Raw genomic sequence first — 20,479 nt, 5'->3', positions numbered from 1 at the left:
CGAAAGGAGCTCGGGCGGCCCCGCCGCCCGAGCTCTGCCGAGCACCACAATCGCTAAGCACTAGACCGGTGGGGACTTCCATGGCCGACAACGCCGACAACGACAAGCTTTTCGATTACCTCAAGCGGGTCACCGCCGATCTTCAAAAGACCCGTCAGCGCCTGGCCGAGGTGCAGGACGCGGAGCAGGAGCCGATCGCCATCGTCGGCATGAGCTGCCGGTTCCCCGGCGGCATCGAGTCCCCGGAACAGCTGTGGCAGCTGGTCGCCGAGGGCGGCGACGCCATGACGCCCTTCCCCGCCGACCGCGGCTGGGGCATCGCGTCCGGCGGGGACGAGGACGCGTCGCCCGTCGGCGGATTCGTCCACGACGCCACCACGTTCGACGCCGGGTTCTTCGAGATCAGCCCCCGCGAGGCGCTGGCCATGGACCCGCAGCAGCGCATGCTGCTGGAGGCCGCCTGGGAAGGCCTCGAACGAGCCGGCATCGACCCGGCGTCGATGCGGGGCAGCCGCACCGGCGTCTTCGCCGGTGCCTCCTCCTCCGCTTACGGCCTCGGCCTCTCCGAACTGCCGGAGGGCGTCGAGGGTTACCTGATGACGGGCAGCTCGACGAGTGTGGTGTCCGGCCGCGTCTCCTACGCGCTGGGCCTGGAGGGCCCGGCGGTCACGGTCGACACGGCGTGCTCGTCGTCCCTGGTGGCCCTGCACCTCGCCGTGCAGGCGCTGCGCCGCGACGAGTGCTCGATGGCGCTGGCGGCCGGTGTCACCGTGATGGTGCTGCCGGGCGTCTTCGCCGAGTTCAGCCGCCAGGGCGGCCTGGCCGGCAACGGCCGCTGCAAGGCCTTCGCGGACTCCGCCGACGGCACCGGCTGGTCGGAGGGCGTCGGCCTGCTCGTCCTGGAGAAGCTGTCCGACGCCCGCCGCAACGGCCACAAGGTGCTGGCGGTCGTGCGCGGCTCCGCGGTCAACCAGGACGGCGCGTCGAACGGCCTCACGGCCCCCAACGGCCCGGCCCAGCAGCGCGTCATCCGTGACGCGCTCACCAGCGCCCGGCTCTCCCCGGCCGACGTGGACGCCGTGGAGGCCCACGGCACGGGCACAAAGCTCGGCGACCCCATCGAGGCGCAGGCGCTGATCGCCACCTACGGCCAGGACCGCCCCGAGGGCCGGCCCCTGTGGCTGGGTTCCGTGAAGTCGAACATCGGGCACAGCCAGCAGGCGGCCGGTGTCTCCGGCCTCATCAAGATGGTCATGGCGATGCAGCACGGCGTGCTGCCCCAGACCCTCCACATCGACCGGCCGACCTCGCAGGTCGACTGGTCGGCCGGTGAGGTGGAACTGCTCACCGAGGCGCGCCCGTGGCCCGAGAGCGGCCGTCCGCGCCGTGCGGGTGTCTCCTCGTTCGGCGTCAGCGGCACCAACGCCCACGTCATCATCGAGCAGGCCCCCGAGGCCGAGGAGCCCGCCCCCGCCACGGCGGCACCGGCCCGGCCGGCCGGCGTGGTGCCGTGGCTGCTTTCAGCGAAGTCCGCGGCGGCCCTCAAGGCGCAGGCCCAGCGCCTGCTGGACGCGCTCGCCGCCGACAGCTCCCCCCTGGACGTGGCTTTCTCCCTGGCCACGACGCGCACGGCGCTTGAGCACCGCGCGGTGGTCGTCGGCGACGACCGCGACGCCCTGCTGCGCGGCCTGGCAGCCGTCGCCGAGGGCACGCCGGCCTCCGGCGTGGTCAGCGGTCTGGCACGGGACACCGGCCAGCTCGCGGTGCTGTTCTCGGGTCAGGGTTCGCAGCGTGCGGGCATGGGCCGGGAGCTGTACGAGACCTTCCCGGTGTTCGCCGAGGCGTTGGACGCGGTGTGTGCCGAGTTCGACCGGGTGCTGGACCGTCCGCTGCGTGAGGTGATGTTCGAGGCGGGGGAGGAGCTGGACCAGACCGGCTACACGCAGCCCGGCCTGTTCGCCCTTGAAGTGGCGCTCTACCGGCTCGTCGAATCGTGGGGCGTGCGTCCGGACTATGTGACCGGTCACTCCATCGGTGAGCTTGCCGCCGCGCATGTGGCGGGTGTGCTGTCCCTGGCGGACGCGGCGACGCTGGTTGCCGCGCGCGGCCGCTTGATGCAGGCGCTGCCCACCGGTGGCGCCATGCTGGCCGTCGGCGCGGACGAAGCGACTGTCGCCGCCCATCTGGAGGGGCGCGAGGCCCAGGTCTCCATCGCCGCCGTCAACGGCCCGTCGTCCGTTGTCATCGCCGGTGACGAAGACGTGGTCGTGGAGCTGGGTGAGACGTTCGCCCAGGCCGGTCACAAGACCCGCCGCCTGCGCGTGAGCCACGCCTTCCACTCGCCGCACATGGACGCGATGCTCGACGACTTCCGCCGCGTCGCCGAGGGCCTGGCCTACGAGCAGCCCCGCATCCCCGTCGTCTCCAACCTCACCGGTCAGACCGAGGACGTCGCCTCCGCCGACTACTGGGTCCGTCACGTCCGCGGCGCCGTCCGCTTCAGCGAGGGCGTCCGGTGGCTGGAAGGCCAGGGCGTCTCCGCGTTCCTCGAACTCGGCCCCGACGGCGTCCTGTCCGGCATGGCCCAGGAGTCCCTCTCCGACGAGCCCGCCCTCATCGCCGCCCTCCGCAAGGACCGCCCCGAGCCCGAGGCCCTGGTCACCGCCCTCGGCCGCCTCCACACCACCGGGAGCCGGGTCGACTGGGCCGCGTTCTTCACCGGCCACGACGCCCAGCCCGTCGACCTCCCCACCTACGCCTTCCAGCGCGAGCGGTACTGGCTCGACCACGGCCGTCACCACGTCGGCGACGTCGCGTCGATCGGTCAGGGCACCACCGACCACCCCCTGCTGGGTGCCGCCGTGACGCTGGCCGACGGCGACGGCGTGCTCATGACCGGGCGCCTTTCCCTCCAGAGCCACCCCTGGCTCGCCGACCACCGCATCTCCGGCGCGGTGCTCGTCCCCGGCACCGCCTTCGTCGAGCTGGCCGTGCGCGCCGGCGACGAGGTCGGCTGCGACCGGGTCGAGGACCTCACCATCGAGGCACCGCTCGTGCTGTCCGAGACCGGCGGCGTCCACATCCAGCTCACCGTGGGCGCGGCCGACGCGTCCGGCCGGCGGACGCTGTCGGTCCACTCGCGCGCCGAGGACGCCCCGGCCGACCAGCCGTGGACCCGCAACGCCGGCGGCCTGCTCGCCGCCGACGGACGCCGGCCCGCGTTCGACCTGGCCCAGTGGCCGCCCGCGGACGCCGAGCCGCTGGACGCCGACGGGCTCTACGAGCGCCTCACCGACCTCGGCTACGGCTACGGCCCGGTCTTCCAGGGCCTGCGCGCGGCCTGGCGGCGCGGTGAGGAGATCTTCGCCGAGGTCGCCGTGCCCGAGGACCAGCACCGGGAGGCCGGCCGCTTCGCCCTGCACCCGGCCCTGCTCGACTCGGCCCTGCACGCCGTCGGCCTCGCCGAACTCGACCGCGGCGGCCTGCCCTTCGCGTGGAGCGGCGTCTCGCTGTACGCCACCGGCGCGTCCGCCCTGCGGGTCCGCCTGGCCGCCGCCGGCTCCGACGGCGTCGAGCTCTCCGTCGCCGACGCCTCCGGCGCACCCGTCGCCTCGATCGACTCGCTGGTCTTCCGCCGCGTCACCGCCGACCGGCTGACCCCGGTCGCCGGATCGCGCACCGACTCGCTGTACCGCATCGACTGGACCGCTCTGCCGGCCGCCGACGCTGCGGGCGTCACCGAGCGCCCGTGGGCCCTGGCCGGTACGGACGCGCTGGCCGTGCGCGGTGGCCTGGCCGCCGCCGGCGTCGACGTGTCGGTGCACGCCGACCTCGCCGGGCTGGCCGACGACACCGAGGTCGTCCTGCTGCCCGTGGCCGCCCCCGAGGCGGGCGTGCCCGCCGCCGAAGCCGCCCGCGCCGCGACCCACGGCGTGCTCGCCTTCCTCCGGGACTGGCTCGCCGACGAGCGGCTCGCCGACTCCCACCTGGTCGTCCTGACACGCGGCGCCGTCACCACCGACGCGGCCGCCGACGCCGACGTCACGGATCTGGCCGGTGCCGCGGTGTGGGGTCTGGTGCGTTCGGCGCAGTCGGAGAACCCCGGCCGCATCGTGCTGGCCGACCTGGACGCCGAGGCGGCCTCCGCCGAGGCCCTCCCCGCCGCCCTCGCCACCGGCGAACCCCAGCTGGCCCTGCGCGACGGCAAGGCCTACGCGCCGCGCCTGGCGCGCACCGCCACGGGCAGCGGTCTCGTTCCCCCGGCCGGTCCGTGGGTGCTCGACACCCTGGGCGGCGGCACCCTCGAAGGCCTCGTCCTGAGCGAGGCCGCCGAGCGGGCGCCGCTGGCCCCGGAGGAGGTGCGCGTCGCCGTCCGTGCGGCCGGCGTGAACTTCCGCGACGTCCTCATCGCCCTGGGCATGTACCCGGGGGCGACCGTGATGGGCGCCGAGGCCGCCGGTGTGGTCGTCGAGACCGGCACCGAGGTGACCGGACTCGCGGTCGGCGACCGCGTGATGGGCATGGCGGGCAAGACGTTCGCCACCGAGACCGTCACCGACCATCGCCACCTGATCCGCATGCCCGAGGGCTGGTCGTTCGAGCGGGCCGCGTCGACGCCGATCGTGTTCCTGACGGCGCTGTTCGGCCTGCGGGACCTGGCGGGCCTGGGCGCGGGGCAGCGGGTGCTGGTGCATGCCGGTGCCGGTGGTGTCGGCATGGCCGCCGTCCAGTTGGCCCGGCACCTGGGTGCCGAGGTGTTCGCGACGGCGAGCGAGGGCAAGTGGGACGTCCTGCGCTCCCTCGGCCTCGACGACGACCACATCGCCTCCTCACGAGACCTGGAGTTCGAGGAGAAGTTCCTCGCCGTCACCGGCGGTGAGGGCGTCGACGTCGTACTGAACTCGCTGGCCGGCGAATTCGTCGACGCCTCCCTGCGCCTCCTGCCCCGTGGCGGCTGGTTCCTGGAGATGGGCAAGACCGACATCCGCGACGCGGAAGCCGTCGCCGCGGCCGTGCCCGGCCTGCGCTACCGGGCGTTCGACCTCTACGAGGCAGGCCCCGAGCACACGCAGACGCTGCTCGTGGACCTCCTCGGGCTCTTCGAGCAGGGCGCGTTGACGGCCCTGCCCCTCAAGACGTGGGACGTGCGCCGAGCCCGCGAGGCGTTCCGTTTCATCAGCCAGGCCAAGCACGTCGGCAAGGTGGCCCTCACCATGCCGCGCGAACTGGACCCCGAGGGTACGGTGCTGCTCACCGGCGCCACCGGCACCCTGGGCGGCGTCATGGCCCGCCACCTCGTCGCGGAGCGCGGTGTGCGTCACCTGGTGCTGCTGTCGCGTCGTGGCGCGGACGCCGAGGGTGCGGCGGAGCTGGAGGCCGAGCTGACGGAGCTGGGCGCCGAGGTGCGGTTCGCCGCGTGCGACGTGGCCGACCGTGAGGCGCTGGCGGGCGTCCTGGGGTCGCTGGAGCGGCCGCTGACCGGAGTCGTCCACACCGCCGGTGTGCTCGACGACGGTGTCATCTCCTCGCTCACCCCCGAGCGGATCGACGGGGTGTTCCGGCCCAAGGTCGACGCTGCCCTCAACCTGCACGAGCTGACCCGCGACCTCGACCTGGCGATGTTTGTGCTGTTCTCCTCGGCCGCCGCCACCGTGGGCAGCGCGGGCCAGGGCAACTACGCGGCCGCCAACGCGTTCCTCGACGCGCTCGCCCAGCACCGCCGGGCGCTCGGCCTGCCCGGCCAGGCCCTGGCCTGGGGCATGTGGGCCCAGCGCAGCGCCATGACCGGCGACCTGGGCGAGGCCGACCTCGCCCGGATGAACCGCGGCGGCTTCGGCGCGCATACCTCCGCGGAGGGCGCCGCCCTGTTCGACACCGCCACCACCGTGGACGCGGCGGTGCTCGTGCCGATGAAGATCGACACCGCCGCGCTGCCCGCCGAGGGCCTGCCCGCCCTGCTGCGCGGCCTCGTGCGGACCCCGGCGCGGCGCACGGCCTCCAACGCGGCGGCCGGCGACGGCGCCTCGGAGCTGACGCGCAAGCTCGCCGGGCTCTCCGAGGACGACCAGCTCGAGGTCCTCGTCGGCCTCGTCCGCGGCCACGTGGCCACCGTGCTCGGCTACCCCTCGTCCGACGACGTCGCGCCGGAGCGCACCTTCCAGGAGCTGGGCTTCGACTCGCTCACCTCCGTCGAGCTGCGCAACCAGCTCAACGCCGTGACGGGGCTGCGGCTGCCCGCCACCCTGGTGTTCGACCACCCGACGCCGAACGTCCTCGCGCGCTTCCTGCGCGACGAGGCGCTCGGCGTGGTGGCGGCCGAGCCGTCCGCCGCGCACCCCGTCACCGGCCACGGCACGTCGGCGGCCGACGACCCGATCGTCATCGTGGGCATGAGCTGCCGCTACCCGGGCGGCGTCGAGTCGCCCGACGACCTGTGGCGGCTCGTGGCCGCGGGCGGCGACGCGGTGTCGGACTCCCCGGACGACCGTGGCTGGCCCGCCGCCGACGACGTGGCCGGGGGCCGCGGCGGCTACGTCCGCGACGTCTCCCACTTCGACGCCGGGTTCTTCGGCATCTCGCCGCGCGAGGCGCTGGCCATGGACCCGCAGCAGCGGCTCCTCCTGGAGGCCGCGTGGGAGGTGTTCGAGCGGGCCGGCATCGACCCGGCCGCCATGCGCGGCACCCTGACGGGCGTCTTCGCGGGCGCCTCGTCGTCCGGCTACGGCACCGGCCACCAGCAGCTCCCCGAGGGCGTCGAGGGCTATGTGATGACGGGCACCACCACCAGTGTGGTGTCCGGCCGCATCGCCTACACCTTCGGACTGGAGGGCCCGGCGGTCACGGTCGACACGGCCTGCTCCTCCTCGCTCGTGGCCCTCCATCTGGCGGCGCAGGCGATCCGCAACGGCGAGTGCACGATGGCCCTCGCCGGCGGTGTCACCGTCATGTCGTCGCCCGGCATCTTCACCGAGTTCGACCGCCAGGGCGGCCTCTCGCGGGACGGCCGCTGCAAGGCCTTCGGCGCGGGTGCCGACGGCACCGGCTGGGCCGAGGGCGTCGGTCTCGTCCTCGTCGAGCGGCTGTCGGACGCCCGCCGCAACGGCCACCAGGTCCTCGCGGTCTTCCGCGGCTCGGCCGTCAACCAGGACGGTGCCTCCAACGGTCTGACCGCTCCCAACGGGCCCTCCCAGCAGCGCGTCATCCGCCAGGCCCTGGCCAACGCCCGGCTGGTGCCCGGCGACGTCGACGTCGTCGAGGCCCACGGCACCGGCACCACCCTCGGCGACCCGATCGAGGCGCAGGCCCTGCTGGCCACCTACGGCCAGGACCGGCCCGAGGACCGGCCCCTGTGGCTCGGCTCGGTGAAGTCCAACATCGGCCACGCGCAGGCCGCCGCGGGCATCGCCGGCGTGATCAAGATGGTGATGGCGATGCGGCACGGCGTGCTGCCGCGCACCCTGCACGCCGACGAGCCGACCCCCGAGGTCGACTGGTCCTCCGGCGCCGTCTCGCTGCTGACCGCCCCCACCGCGTGGCCGCAGTCCGGCCGCCCGTACCGCGCCGCGGTGTCGGCCTTCGGCGTCAGCGGCACCAACGCCCACGCCATCCTCGAAGCCGCCCCGGCCGCCGAGGAGCCGGAGGGCCCCGCCGAGAGCGGGCCGGCCCTCGCGCCGGTGCCGTGGGTGCTGTCCGCCCGTACCCCGCAGGCCCTCGCGGCACAGGCCGAGCGGCTGCACCGGCACCTGGCCGCGCTGCCCGGCGCCGACGCCGCCGGCATCGGCCACGCCCTGGCGACCACCCGGTCCGTCCTGGAGCACCGTGCCGCCGTCGTCGGACACGACACCGAGGAACTCCTGAGCGGCCTGGCCGCCCTCGCCGAGGGCACGCAGGCACCCCACGCGGTGACGGCGGAACCGCGTACCGCGGGCAAGCTCGCCGTGCTGTTCACCGGCCAGGGCAGCCAGCGCGCCGCCATGGGCCGCGAGCTGCACGCCGCGTTCCCGGTGTTCGCCGACGCCCTCGACGCGGCCTGCGCCGAGCTCGACCAGCACCTCGAACGCCCCCTCAAGGAGGTCCTCTTCGCTGCGGACGGCACGGCCGAGGCCGAGCTGCTGCACCGCACCGACTTCACCCAGGCCGCCCTCTTCGCCGTCGAGGTCGCCCTGTTCCGGCTCGTCGAGGCCCACGGCGTCAAGCCGCACTACCTCATGGGCCACTCCATCGGCGAGCTGAGCGCCGCCCACGTGGCGGGAGTGCTCTCGCTCGCCGACGCGGCCGCACTCGTCGCCGCCCGTGGCCGCCTGATGCAGGCCCTCCCCACGGGCGGCGTGATGATCGCCCTCCAGGCATCCGAGGACGAGGTGCTGCCGACGCTCTTCGGGCGTGAGCACCAGCTGAGCGTCGCCGCCGTCAACGGCCCCACCTCCACGGTGATCGCCGGCGACGAGGCCGCGGCCGAGGAGGTGGCCGACCACTGGCGCGCCCAGGGCCGCAAGGTCAAGCGGCTGCGGGTCAGCCACGCCTTCCACTCGCCGCGCATGGAGCCGATGCTGGCCGACTTCGCCCGCGTGGCCGAGGGGCTCACTTTCAACGCCCCGCAGATCCCGGTCGTCTCCAACGTGACCGGCCGCGTCGAGGACGTCGCCTCCGCCGACTACTGGGTGCGCCACGTCCGCCAGGCCGTCCGCTTCCTCGACGGCATGCACCGGCTGGCCGAGCAGGGCGTGACCACCTACCTCGAACTCGGCCCCGACGGCGTGCTGACGGGCCTCGGCCAGGACTGCCTGCCCGACGCGGCCGACGCGCTGTTCGTGCCCGCCCTGCGCGCCGGCCGCGCCGAACCGCTGTCACTGGCCACCGCGGTCGCCCGCCTGCACGTCCACGGCGTGCCGGTCGACCTGACCGCGGCCTTCGCCGGCCGCCGGCACCGCCGGGTGGAGCTGCCGACCTACGCCTTCCAGCGCCGGTCGTTCTGGCTCGCCCCGGCGGGCCAGGGCGCGGGCGACGTCTCCTCGGCCGGCCTCGACGCCGCCCACCACCCGCTGCTCGCCGCGGCCACCGAGCTGCCCGACGGCGGGGGAGTGCTGTTCACCGGGCTGCTCTCGCGGCGCACCCACCCCTGGCTCGCCGACCACGTCGTCTCCGGCCTGGCCCTGGTGCCCGGCACCGCGTTCGTCGAGCTGGCCGTCCTGGCCGGCGACCGGGTGGGCTGCGACCGCATCGACGAACTGATGCTGGAAGCCCCCCTGGTCCTGCCCGAGAAGGGCGGCGTGCGGCTGCGCGTCGTCGTCGCCGAGGCCGACGACAGCGGCCGGCGGGCCCTGTCGGTCCACTCCCGGCCCGAGGACGCGGCCGGCGACGAGCCGTGGCTCCGCAACGCCAGCGGCCTGCTGGCCCCCGGCTCCGCCGAGCCCGCGTTCGCCTTCGAGGCGTGGCCGCCCGCCGACGCCACCGCCGTCGACACCACCGGCCTCTACACCGGCCTCGCCGAGGCCGGGCTCGCCTACGGGCCCGCCTTCCAGGGCCTGCGCGCCGCCTGGCGGCGCGGCGACGAGGTCTTCGCCGAGGTCGCCCTGCCCGAGGCCCAGCGGGAGTCCGCCGGCACCTTCGGCCTGCACCCCGCCCTGCTCGACGCGGCCCTGCACGCCGCCGGGCTGACCGGCGGCGAGGACGACGGCCAGGCCGGCCTGCCCTTCGCCTGGTCGGGGGTGTCCCTGCACGCCACCGGCGCCTCGACGCTGAGGGTGCGGGTCGCGCCCACCGGGGCCAACGGCGTGGAACTCTCCGTCGCCGACGGCACCGGCGCGCCGGTCGCCGTCGTGGAGTCCCTGGCCTTCCGCCCGTTCACCGCCGGCGCCGTCGCCGACGCGCGCCAGGACCGGGTCAACGCCTCGCTGTTCCTCGTCGACTGGACCCCCGTCCAGGCCCCCGACGCGCCCGGCGCCGTCGGCGACTGGGTCCTCCTGGGCGCCGACGACTTCGGCATCGGCGGTGCCCTGGCCGAGGCCGGCACCCTCGTGGAGACCCACGAGGACCTGCCCGCGCTGGCGGCGGCGGTCAAGTCCACGGGCACGGCGCCCGACGTGGTCCTGGTCTCCTGCCCGGCCGGGGCCACGCCCCGGGAGCAGACCCACCGGATGCTGGAACTGCTGCAGGGCTGGCTGGCCGACGAGAGCCTGGAGACCTCCCGGCTGCTCGTCGTGACCCGCGGCGCGGTCACGGCCGGTGCGGCCGGGCACGGCCCCGACCTCGGCGGCGCCGCCGTCTGGGGCCTGCTGCGCTCGGCCCAGTCGGAGAACCCCGACCGGATCCTGCTCCTCGACCTCGACCCGGGCACCGACCCCGGCACCCTCGCGGTGCCGCTGGTGACCGGCCTCGGCGAGCCGCAACTCGCCGTCCGCGCCGGCAAGCCCCTCGCACCCCGCCTGGCCCGGCTCGGCTCCCGTGCCGGACTCGTGCCGCCCGTGGGCGAGCAGGCATGGTGCGTGGACTCCGTCGGCAAGGGCACGCTGGAGAACCTGGGCCTCGTGGCACGGCCCGAGGCACTGGCACCGCTGGCCGACGGCGAGGTGCGCATCAGCGTGCGTGCGGCGGGCATCAACTTCCGTGACGTGCTGATCGCCCTGGGCATGTACCCGGGCGACGCGATCCTCGGCAGTGAGGCCGCGGGCGTCGTCACCGAGACCGGCCCCGGCGTGACGGACCTGGCCGTGGGCGACAAGGTCTTCGGCATGGCGGGCCACAGTTTCGGCCCGGTCGCCGTGGTGGACAGCCGCGTCCTGGCACGCGTACCGCAGGGCTGGTCGTTCGAGCAGGCGGCCGCCGCGCCGATCGTGTTCCTGACGGCGCTGTACGGCCTGCGGGACCTGGCGGGCCTGGGCGCGGGGCAGCGGGTGCTGGTGCACGCCGGTGCCGGTGGTGTCGGCATGGCCGCCATCCAGCTGGCCCGGCACTTCGGCGCCGAGGTCTTCGCGACCGCCAGCCACGGCAAGTGGGACGTCCTGCGCTCCCTCGGCCTCGACGACGACCACATCGCGTCCTCACGAGACGTGGAGTTCGAGGAGAAGTTCCTCGCCGTCACCGGCGGTGAGGGCGTGGACGTCGTACTGAACTCGCTGGCCGGCGAGTTCGTCGACGCCTCGCTGCGCCTGCTGCCGCGTGGCGGCTGGTTCCTGGAGATGGGCAAGACCGACATCCGCCAGGCGGGCGTGGTGGCCGCACAGCACGCGGGCGTCGAGTACCGTCCGTTCGACCTCGCCGAATCCGGACCGGAGCGCACCAAGGTGCTCCTGGCGGAACTGCTCGGCCTGTTCGAGCAGGGCGCGCTGGAGCCGCTGCCGGTCAAGGCGTGGGACGTGCGGCGGGCGCGTGAGGCGTTCCGTTTCATCAGCCAGGCCAAGCACGTCGGCAAGGTGGCCCTCACCATGCCGCGTGAGCTGGACCCCGAGGGCACGGTGCTGCTCACCGGCGCCACCGGCACCCTCGGTGGGCTGGTCGCCCGTCACCTGGTGGCCGAGCGCGGTGTGCGTCACCTGCTGCTGGTGTCGCGTCGTGGCGCGGAGGCCGAGGGTGCGGCGGAGCTGGAGGCCGAGCTGGCCGAGCTGGGCGCGCAGGTGCGGTTCGCGGCGTGCGACGTCGCCGACCGGGACGCCCTGGCGGGCGTACTGGGTTCCCTGGAGCGGCCGTTGACGGGTGTGGTGCACACCGCGGGCGTCCTCGACGACGGCGTGATCTCCTCGCTGACCCCCGAGCGGATCGACGGGGTCTTCCGGCCCAAGGTCGACGCGGCGACGAACCTGCACGAGCTGACGCGGGACCTCGACCTGGCGATGTTCGTGGTGTTCTCCTCGGCCGCCGCCACGTTCGGCGGCCCGGGCCAGGGCAACTACGCGGCCGCCAACGCGTTCCTCGACGCCCTCGCCCAGCACCGCCGCGCCCAGGGCCTGCCCGGCCAGTCGCTGGCGTGGGGCCTGTGGGCCCAGCGCAGCGCCATGACCGGACACCTGGACGACACCAACGTCCAGCGCATGAACAAGCTCGGCGCCGCCCTGTCGGCCGAGCACGGTCTGGCCCTGTTCGACGCGGCCACCGATGTCGACGAGCCCGTCCTCGTGCCCATCGACATCGACACCACCACGCCGAAGTCCGGCACCGTGCCCGCGCTGCTGCGCGGCCTGGTGCGGGCCCAGACGCGGCGCGCGGCGGACGGCTCCACGGGCGAGGCCGACGCCGCCGGTCTGCTGCGGCAGCTCGCCGGGCTGCCCGACGCCCAGCGCGTCGACCACCTGCTCGGCCTGGTGCGCAACCACGTCGCCATGGTGCTCGGCCACGCCGGACCGCAGGAGGTCGACCCCGAGCGGCCGTTCATGGAGTCCGGCTTCGACTCGCTCACCTCGGTGGAGCTGCGCAACCGGCTCACCGCGGCCACCGGCCTGCGGCTGCCCGCGACGCTCGTGTTCGACCACCCGACCCCGGTCGTGCTCGCCGGCCATCTGGCCGCGGAACTGACCGGAACCACGGAGGTCGCCCCCCAGGCCACCGCGACCGCCGCCGCGCCGAAGCAGACCACCGGCACGCTCAACGCGCTCTTCGAGCAGGCCGTGGCGGTCGGCAGGATCGACGACTTCATCAACGTCCTCGATTCGGCCGCCGACTTCCGCGAGACCTTCGACGAACCGTCCGAGGTGGAGCGGGTGCCGACCCCGGTGCGGCTGTGCCGAGGCGACGCCACGCCGAGCCTGATCTTCCTGCCCGCGTTCGTCGGCAAGTCGGGACCGTACGACTACGCCGCGCTCGCCGCGGGGTTCAGGGGCAAGCGCGACGTCTCCGCCGTGTTCCAGCCCGGCTTCCTCACCGGCGAACCGCTGCCGGCGAACCTGGAGGCCGCGGTGAAGATGCACGCCGAGAGCATCATGCGGCACACCGACGGAGCGCCGTTCGCACTGGCCGGACTGTCCTCCGGCGGTGCGGTGGCCTACTACGTCGGCCACTACCTGGAGAGCATCGGCGTCCCGCCCGCGGCGGTCGTCCTGCTCGACACGTACACGCGCAACGAGGCGATCTTCAAGCACTTCGGTCCGAAGATCCTGCACAGCGTCGTGGAGGACCAGACCAGCGCCTTCGGCGAGAGCGGCGACGACATCTGGGGCGAGGCCTGGCTCACCGCCATGGGCCGCTACTGCAAGATGAACTGGATGCCGCCGGGCGAGATCAGCGGCCGCACCCTGCTCGTGCGCGCCTCGGACCCGTTCGTGGAGTGGAACGAGGACTACGACTGGAAGACCGACTGGGAGTTCCGGCACGACAAGGTCGACGTGCCCGGTGACCACTGGACCATGACCCGGGAGCACGCCGCGACCACGGCGACGGCCATCGACGAGTGGCTGCGCGGCATCGGCTGATCCCGGCACGGACGGGCCGGTACCTCTAGGGGCGCCTAGGGGTACTGGCCCGCCGCCTTCCCGGAGTTCAATGAGCAGCAGGCAACAACGATCTCTGGGGAGCCGCCATGTCCACGGTGACAGGGTCGATGTTCGGGGACCTCCTGTTCGGCGCGCAGCTGAAGTTCGGCCGCCCGCTGATGAAGGCGCTCATGAAGGGCGACCCGTTCATCGACCTCCTGCTCGGTGTCGAGGATCCGCGTCCGATCTACGACGCCATCCGCGCGGGCGGCCCGCTCTACCAGAGCAAGGGCAACGCGCTGGTCATCACCAGCCACACCCTGGGCACCCAGGTCCTGCGCGACCGCCGGCTGCACATCTGCCACACCAACGGCAAGGCGCCGGGCATGGAGCTGATGGAGAAGGTCGGCTGGGACGGCTCCATCCTCAACCTCGACCCGCCGGACCACACGCGGCTGCGCCGGCTGGCCCAGCCGGCCTTCACGCCCAGGAAGATCGAGGCCTACCGGGTCGGGGTCGAGCGGGTGTGCAACGAGCTGCTCGATAAGGCCGAGGCGCGGGGCGAGTTCGACCTGATCCGCGACTACGCGGGCCCGTTGCCCCTCGCCGTCATCGGCGAGATGCTCGGCGTCCCCGAGAGCGAGTACGACCGCTTCTACCGGCACGGCCGGGTCATCGGCTCGATCATCGACGGGGTGAAGTCCCTGGAGATGGCCCGAGAGTTCAAGGACGCGCACGGTGCCTACCTGCAGCTGTTCGCCGAGCTGATCGAGGCGCGGCGGGCCGAGCCGGCCGACGACCTGGTCAGTGTGCTGGTCGCCGCGCACGGCGAGGACAAGGTCACCGAGCACGAGCTGCTGGCGCTGTGCGCGGTGCTCGCGGTGACCGGGTTCGAGACCACCACCAACCTCATCGGCAACGCCACCCTGGCCCTGCTCGAGCACCCCGAGCAGTGGGAGATGTTCCGCGAGAACCCCGAGCTCGGACCCAAGCTCGTGGAGGAGACCCTCCGCTACGACTCGCCGGCGCTCCAGGCCACCCGCATCCCGCACGAGGAGGTCGAGTTCGCCGGTCAGCAGATCAAGGCGGACCAGGCCCTGGTCGTGCTGGTCGGCGCCGCCAACCACGACCCCGAGGTCTACCGGGACCCGGACCGCTTCGACATCACGCGCGAGGGCGAGCCGGAGCACCTGTCCTTCTCCGGGGGCATCCACTACTGCATCGGCGCCCCCCTGGCGCGGATGGAGGGCGACGTGGCGATGCGCGTGCTGGCGGAGCGGATGCCGAAGCTCCGGGCCAACGGCCCCCAGCGCCGCCGCAGCTCCCCCGTCATCAGCGGCGTGCACACCTTCCCGGTCGCCGTGAGCTGACGTACGGGCCGAGGTGTGACGCCCGGGCCGGCTGTCCGGGGCGGCCGGAAGACCGGCGCCCCGGACGGTCGGCTACATGCTCTTCATCTTGTCCCACAGCTGGGGCCAGGGCAGCTTCGGCCGTTCGCAGACGTACACGCCCAGCTCGCTGTTGAGCACCGGGATGCCGTGCGGGTTGTGCACGGACGCGGCCGGCCGGACCTCGTCGAAGAACGCGCGCAGCCGTTCGGGGAACGCCGTCACGTGGAGAACCGTCGTGGTGTCCGCGGGCGGCGGCCCGAAGTACCAGTAGCCGCGGTTGGCGCTGTAGACCGGCGGCAGCTTGTACTGCCGCGCGTAGTGGTCGAGCGCTCCGCCCTGCCAGTAGGCCTCGCCCATGGCCACGGTGGTGCGCTGCTGGCCGGCGGGCAGCCGCCGGTAGGCGTCGGCGACCTTGCTCACCAGGTTCGGCCAGCCCACGCTGCCCGGGTTGCTCATCAGACCGTCGGTGGGGTCCACGGCGGAGACCGGCAGCACCGGCAGGGCGAGCGCCACCGACAGCAGACCGGTGACCACGAACGCGGGCGCCGTGGCCGCCCAGCGCCACCACTTCGCGGGCTCCCGCCGCTCCAGCTCGGCCGCGGCGGCCGCCCACAGCGGGGAGAACAGGCCCGCCACGTAGTACGGCCGCCCCGCCATGACCACGAAGACCAGCAGCACACCGAGCGCCGTCCACGCGACGAAGCGGTAGGGCCGCAGCCGCGGCACCCGCAGCAGGCACCACAGTCCGTAGCACAACAGCACGGCGCCGGTGAGGAGCCCGGCCAGCACCAGCACGTACGGCACGATCGCGAGCCTGCTCAGCAGCGCCCCGCTCTGCTGGTTGGCCGACGAGATGACCCCGCCCATCGCCAGCTGCGGCCAGCCGTGCCGCGCCTGCCACACCAGCGCCGGCACGGACACGGCGACGGCGACGGCGGCGCCCGCCCACAGCAGCGGCCGGGTCAGCAGCGCACGCGGACCGGTCAGCAGGACGCTGACCGCGAGCACCGCCCAGAACACGGGGATCAGGTACTTCACCTGAAGGTCGACGGCCGTGGCCAGGCCGGCGAGGAACAGCAGGCGGTCGGCCCGCACGCCCTCGTGGTGCAGCCGGACCCAGCGCACCACCAGCCAGCTGACCAGCATCCACAGGACCAGGTCGAAGGTGGACGTGGCCAGCAGATGACCCGTCCACAGGGTGTACAGCGAGACCGCGTACGCGGCGGAGGAGAGCACCTGGGCCCGCCGGGCCCCGCCGAACTCCCGGGCCAGGAGGGCGGCCGGCAGGGTGCCGAGGGCGACGGCCACCGTCGCGGGCAGCCGCAGCCCCATGACCTGGTTCGGGAAGAGTGCGTCCATGAGGTGGGCCATCGCCGGCAGCAGCGGCGGCTGGTCGGCGAAGCTCCAGTCGAGGTGCTTGCCGGCCCCCAGGAAGTACAGCTCGTCGCCGAAGTAGCCGTAGCGGCCGCTGGTCAGCAGGAGGACGACGCCCAGTGCGGCGGCGATCGTCAGGACCGGTTTGCGCGCCAACGGGGGCGGTGCGTCCGGCAGGCGCCCCGGGCGCTGCGTCGTGACGGAGATTGTGCTGGTCACCGGCTTCCTCTTTCTCGTCAAAGCCCGTGGACATGCGCACCCGCCGGCCGGGGTGGTCGGGCGGCCGGTGCGTGGATGGGGCTTCCGTCCAGCTACCACGGGGTGCCGGGCGTAAACGAGGGGTGATCGCGGGCCGGGCCCCACGGGGCCGTCACGGGGCTCGCGGGCCGGGCCGGGGCTGCGGACGGGTCCGGGGAGCCGTCGGCATCGTGCCTGCTCAGGGACGCCGACCCCTGTCCAAAGACAGGGGTGGCCCAAAACCATCGGCGGCGGGGCGATTCTTTGGGCCGGATTTCGGGGAAGGGCGGCGCCTTTGGTCGTACCGGCCGGTTCTCAGCGGCCCCGGCGCAGATCGCCGGCGGCCGGTACGAACACGGGGAGTTCGGCGTCGACCTCGAAGCCGCCGTCCGGGTGCGGGCCCGCCCGGAGTTCGCCCCCGACCAGCCCGACGCGCTGGCGCAGTCCCGTCAGCCCGACACCGGAACCGCTGCGGCTCAGCTCCAGGGCGGGGCCGTGCTCGGGCTCCTCGTTGCGGATCGTCAGGTGCAGCCGGTCCGAGGCGTAGCGGACGTGCACCCGGACCGGGGCGCCCGGGGCGTGCTTGATGGCGTTCGCCAACGCCTCCTGGACGACGCGGTAGGCGGTGCGGCCGATCACGGGGGAGGCCACCAGCCGGTTGCCGCTCTCGACGAGCTCGATGCGCATGCCGGCCGCCTCCGACTCGGCCACCAGCTGCGCCAGGTCGCGGGCCGGCGGCTCGCCGGAGGCCTCCTCGCCGTCGCCCCCGCCGACCAGCGGCAGGCCGTCCGGCGTCTCTTCGTCGTCACCGGCCTCCTCCTCGTCGGCCGGCGTGGACGGCGACCGCAGCACGCCGACGAACTCGCGCAGCTCCTCCAGCGCCTGACAGCCCGCCGCGCGCAGCTCCTCGGCCGCGGCCCGCGTCGAATCCTCGGCGGTGCTCAGCCGCAGCGCCCCGGCGTGCAGGACCATCAGGCTCACGCGGTGCGTGAGGATGTCGTGCATCTCCACCGCCAGGTTCGCCCGCTCCTCGGCCCTGGCCTGCTCGGCGAGCAGGTGCTGTTCCCGCTCGGCCCGCTCGGCGCGGTCCCTGAGCGCGTCGGTCAGCCGGCGCTGGGCCCGCACGTACATGCCGGCCAGCGCGGGCACCGCGGTCAGCAGGAGACCCGGGGCGATGATGGCGACCTCGGGTGACCACGGCCGGGTCGCGATGAGGGTGAGCACCGCGGTGAACGTCCAGGCGGGCACCAGCTCCGTGCCGTAGACCATGACGCTGTAGCAGGCGAACGGCGCCGCCAGCGGCACCCACACCCCGGCGCGGTCCACCTCGGGCAGCGTTCCGGGCAGCACGCCCTCGACGAACATCGGCATGGCGGCGAACAGCATCAGCACCAGGACGGGCAGCGGTGCCGTGCGGCGGAAGAGCAGCGACACCGCGGCGAGGGCCTGGAGCCCGGGCGCGACCCAGTCGATGGTGGACTCGGTCGACCTGAGGATCGCGACGAGCGCCGTCAGGACGACGAGGCAAAGCGTGAGGTCGACGGCGCGTGCGCGCCACAGGGTCCAGTCAGGCTGCTCCACCCTGGTCATGTTAGTCATGCGCCCCACCGGCCCCACCTCCGGCTCCGGCGCCCCGTGTTCAGCGGCGGGCCGCGACGGCGGTCTTCGGGCTGAGGGCGACGACCTCGAAGGCGCGCTTGGTGCGGTCCAGCCTGCGGAAGAGGTTGTCGGCCCCCGAGAACAGCAGCTTCTTCACTCCGAGGCCGTCGAGGGAGGTGACGATGGCGGGCCAGTCGATGGGCCGGTCGAAGGTGTCGAGCAGCATGGTGCGGACGCCCTCGGCGGAGTCCAGGACGGTGCCGTCCTGGTCGGCCACGAGGGGGATCCGCGGCGCGGCGACGGTGAACCGGCTCAGCACCTCGCGCTCCACCAGCTCCCGCAGCCCGGCGAAGGACTTGGCGTGCACCGGCGGGCGCATCGAGTACATGGAGTAGCCGCCCAGCTCGCTGATCCGCTTCTTGAACCAGTCGAGGCGTCCCTCCCGCAGGGACAGCAGGTGGAAGCCGTCGTCGAGGTAGCCGGAGAACTCGTACCACTCGCCCCGCTCGTCCAGTTCGGACAGGGCCTCGGCGAGGCGGTCCGCGGGGAGCCGGGTGAAAGAGTGGGTCACCACGTCCTGGTGGTGCTCGCGGAAGTACTCCTCCTCGCACCGCGCCATCGCGGCGGTCATCAGGAGCGTGTCCTCGTAGGACAGGGAGCCCGCGTAGGCGGTGGCCGCCTTCTGGCCGAAGCTGGGGCCGACGCACACGGAGGGTTCCTCGCCCTGCGCGTCGGCGGCCCAGTCGGCGAGTGCCAGACAGTTGACCAGGAAAGCCACCTGGGCGAACTCGGAGTAGTCGGCGCCGCTTTCGCGGAAGCGCTCGGCCACCCGGTAGCCGAGCACCTCGTCGGCCACGGCGAGCCGCTTCCTGGCGTAGGGGTTGAGCAGCATGAAGCGGCCCGCGTCGGCGAACCGTGACGGCCCCATGCCGGGGAAGACGATCGCGGTGGTCATGGCGGAAATGCTATTGACCGGCCGGGTGGGGAACATACCCCTAGCGTCCCCTGCCCGCCCCTGCCGTGCCGGCCCGCGCGCCGCGGGGGGTGGCTCACTCGGCCGCGAGCCGCTCCAGCTGGCGCTTGTCCGGCTTTCCGTTGCGGTTGAGCGGGAAGCGGTCGAGCACCAGCACCCGGTCCGGCCGCTCGTAGGCCGCGAGCATCTCGCGCAGCCGGTCGCGCCAGTGGGCCACCCCGAGTCCCTCGCCGTCCTCGACGAAGAACACCAGCTGGGCTCCGCGCCGCTCGTCGGGCAGGGCCACGATCCTGGCGGAACAGCCCTTGGCGGCCACCGACCGCTCGATCAGCTCCGGGTAGAGCGTGTACCCCATGCGGTGGACCGCGTACTTGCGGCCCAGCACGTAGAGGTTGCCGACCGCGTCGAGGTAGCCCAGGTCGCCGGTGCGCTGCCAGCCGGCCGGCGTGGGCACGAGGGAACCGTCCTCGGCCAGTTGCCCCTCCATGCCGTCGGGGGTGTCGACCTCCAGCTCACCCGCCTGGCCGGCGGCGACGTCCCGGCCCTCGTCGTCGACGACCCGCAGCCGGATGCCGTCCATCACCTGGCCGCAGGCCACCGGGTTGTCGAGCGTCGCGAACGCGATGTTGCCCAGCTCCGTGCTGCCGTAGCTGTCCAGCAGCGGCATGCCGAACTCCTGGATGTACTGGTCGACCAGCGGGGTGTCCAGGGGCGCCGCGCCGACGCAGAACATCCGCGCGTCCGCCAGGGCGGGACGCAGGCTCGGCTTGCGGGTGACGAGGTTGAGCATGCTGCGGTAGCTGGCGGGCGTCGCGTCGATGACGGTCGCGCCGGACTGGGCGGCCATCAGCAGGGAGTGGTCCAGGCGCCGGTACGGCGCGATGACCAGCGAGCACTGCCTGATCCAGGCGATGAGCACCATGGACAGGCCGTACTGGTGGGCGAACGGCAGCAGGGGCAACAGGACGTCGTCCTCGCGGTGCCCCACCTGGTCGGCGTTGCGTTCGAGGTTCTTGAGGAACTTCCCGCCGGACTTGACCACGCCCTTGGGCGAGCCGGTCGAGCCGGACGTCCACATGATCAGCCCGTCCGGGCGCTCGCGCCAGGCGTCGAAGGACAACCGCTCCTCGGTCGGGACGCGGCCGGCCGCGGCGACCAGGAGCTCGTAGACGTGGATGGCCTCCTGCTCGTCGTCGAGGGGTGCGTCCTCGTCGCACAGGACCAGCTTGGTGCCCGTGCGCAGGATGATCCGGCGGGTCTCCTCAAGGTGCTCCTGCTGGTCGACCAGCACGACCGACGCGCCTATGTGCATCAGTGCGAGCAACGAGGCCACCCATGCGGCGGAGTTGCCGGCCTTGAGCGTGACGCGGTCACCGGGGCCCACACCGCGCTCGCGGAGCACCTGCGCGACGAGAAGGGCGTCACGCTCGAATTCGGGCAGGGTCCGCACCGCGTCACGGGCAAAGATCTTCGCGCTCATTGGTCGCACGCTTCCTTCCTCGTGC

6 protein-coding genes and 1 pseudogene are annotated in these 20,479 nt (G+C 73.7%); 3 read left to right on the top strand and 4 right to left on the bottom strand.

The features are described from left to right. Positions 1-68: 68 nt before the first annotated feature. The 3 genes and pseudogenes from CYQ11_RS03470 to CYQ11_RS03465 all read left to right on the top strand — a co-directional run. A pseudogene (locus CYQ11_RS03470) lies at positions 69-12,506 on the top strand (SDR family NAD(P)-dependent oxidoreductase); the annotation flags it as partial. 93 nt (positions 12,507-12,599) lie between these two features. Then, positions 12,600-13,400 carry a thioesterase domain-containing protein gene (locus CYQ11_RS30960; protein ID WP_450246463.1) on the top strand — a complete coding sequence of 267 codons (801 nt, stop codon included), beginning with the start codon at positions 12,600-12,602 and terminating at the stop codon, positions 13,398-13,400. Positions 13,401-13,507: 107 nt separating this feature from the next. Continuing rightward, positions 13,508-14,770, top strand: coding sequence for a cytochrome P450 (locus tag CYQ11_RS03465; RefSeq protein WP_099199030.1), 1,263 nt, complete (start codon positions 13,508-13,510; stop codon positions 14,768-14,770). Positions 14,771-14,842: 72 nt separating this feature from the next. On the opposite strand, the gene CYQ11_RS03460 is transcribed toward CYQ11_RS03465, so the two are convergent. The 4 genes from CYQ11_RS03460 to CYQ11_RS03445 form a co-directional block, all read right to left on the bottom strand. Next, positions 14,843-16,384: a glycosyltransferase family 39 protein gene (locus tag CYQ11_RS03460; protein WP_181143561.1), complete on the bottom strand. Its 1,542-nt coding sequence runs from the start codon at positions 16,382-16,384 to the stop codon at positions 14,843-14,845. A 333-nt stretch (positions 16,385-16,717) separates the two neighbouring features. Beyond that, a complete protein-coding gene (locus CYQ11_RS03455) occupies positions 16,718-17,983 on the bottom strand; it encodes a sensor histidine kinase (protein WP_181143560.1) in 1,266 nt (421 codons plus the stop codon). 58 nt (positions 17,984-18,041) lie between these two features. Further along, a complete protein-coding gene (locus CYQ11_RS03450) occupies positions 18,042-18,956 on the bottom strand; it encodes an ACP S-malonyltransferase (RefSeq protein ID WP_099199027.1) in 915 nt (304 codons plus the stop codon). A gap of 94 nt (positions 18,957-19,050) precedes the next feature. Then, on the bottom strand, positions 19,051-20,454 hold the full coding sequence (locus CYQ11_RS03445) for a class I adenylate-forming enzyme family protein (protein ID WP_099199026.1): 1,404 nt from the start codon (positions 20,452-20,454) through the stop codon (positions 19,051-19,053). Positions 20,455-20,479: the final 25 nt, after the last annotated feature.

Source organism: Streptomyces cinnamoneus (assembly GCF_002939475.1).
GTDB lineage: Bacteria > Actinomycetota > Actinomycetes > Streptomycetales > Streptomycetaceae > Streptomyces > Streptomyces cinnamoneus_A.
The sequence above is the reverse complement of the archived record's forward strand: the minus strand, read 5'-3'. Positions and strand labels throughout refer to the sequence as shown.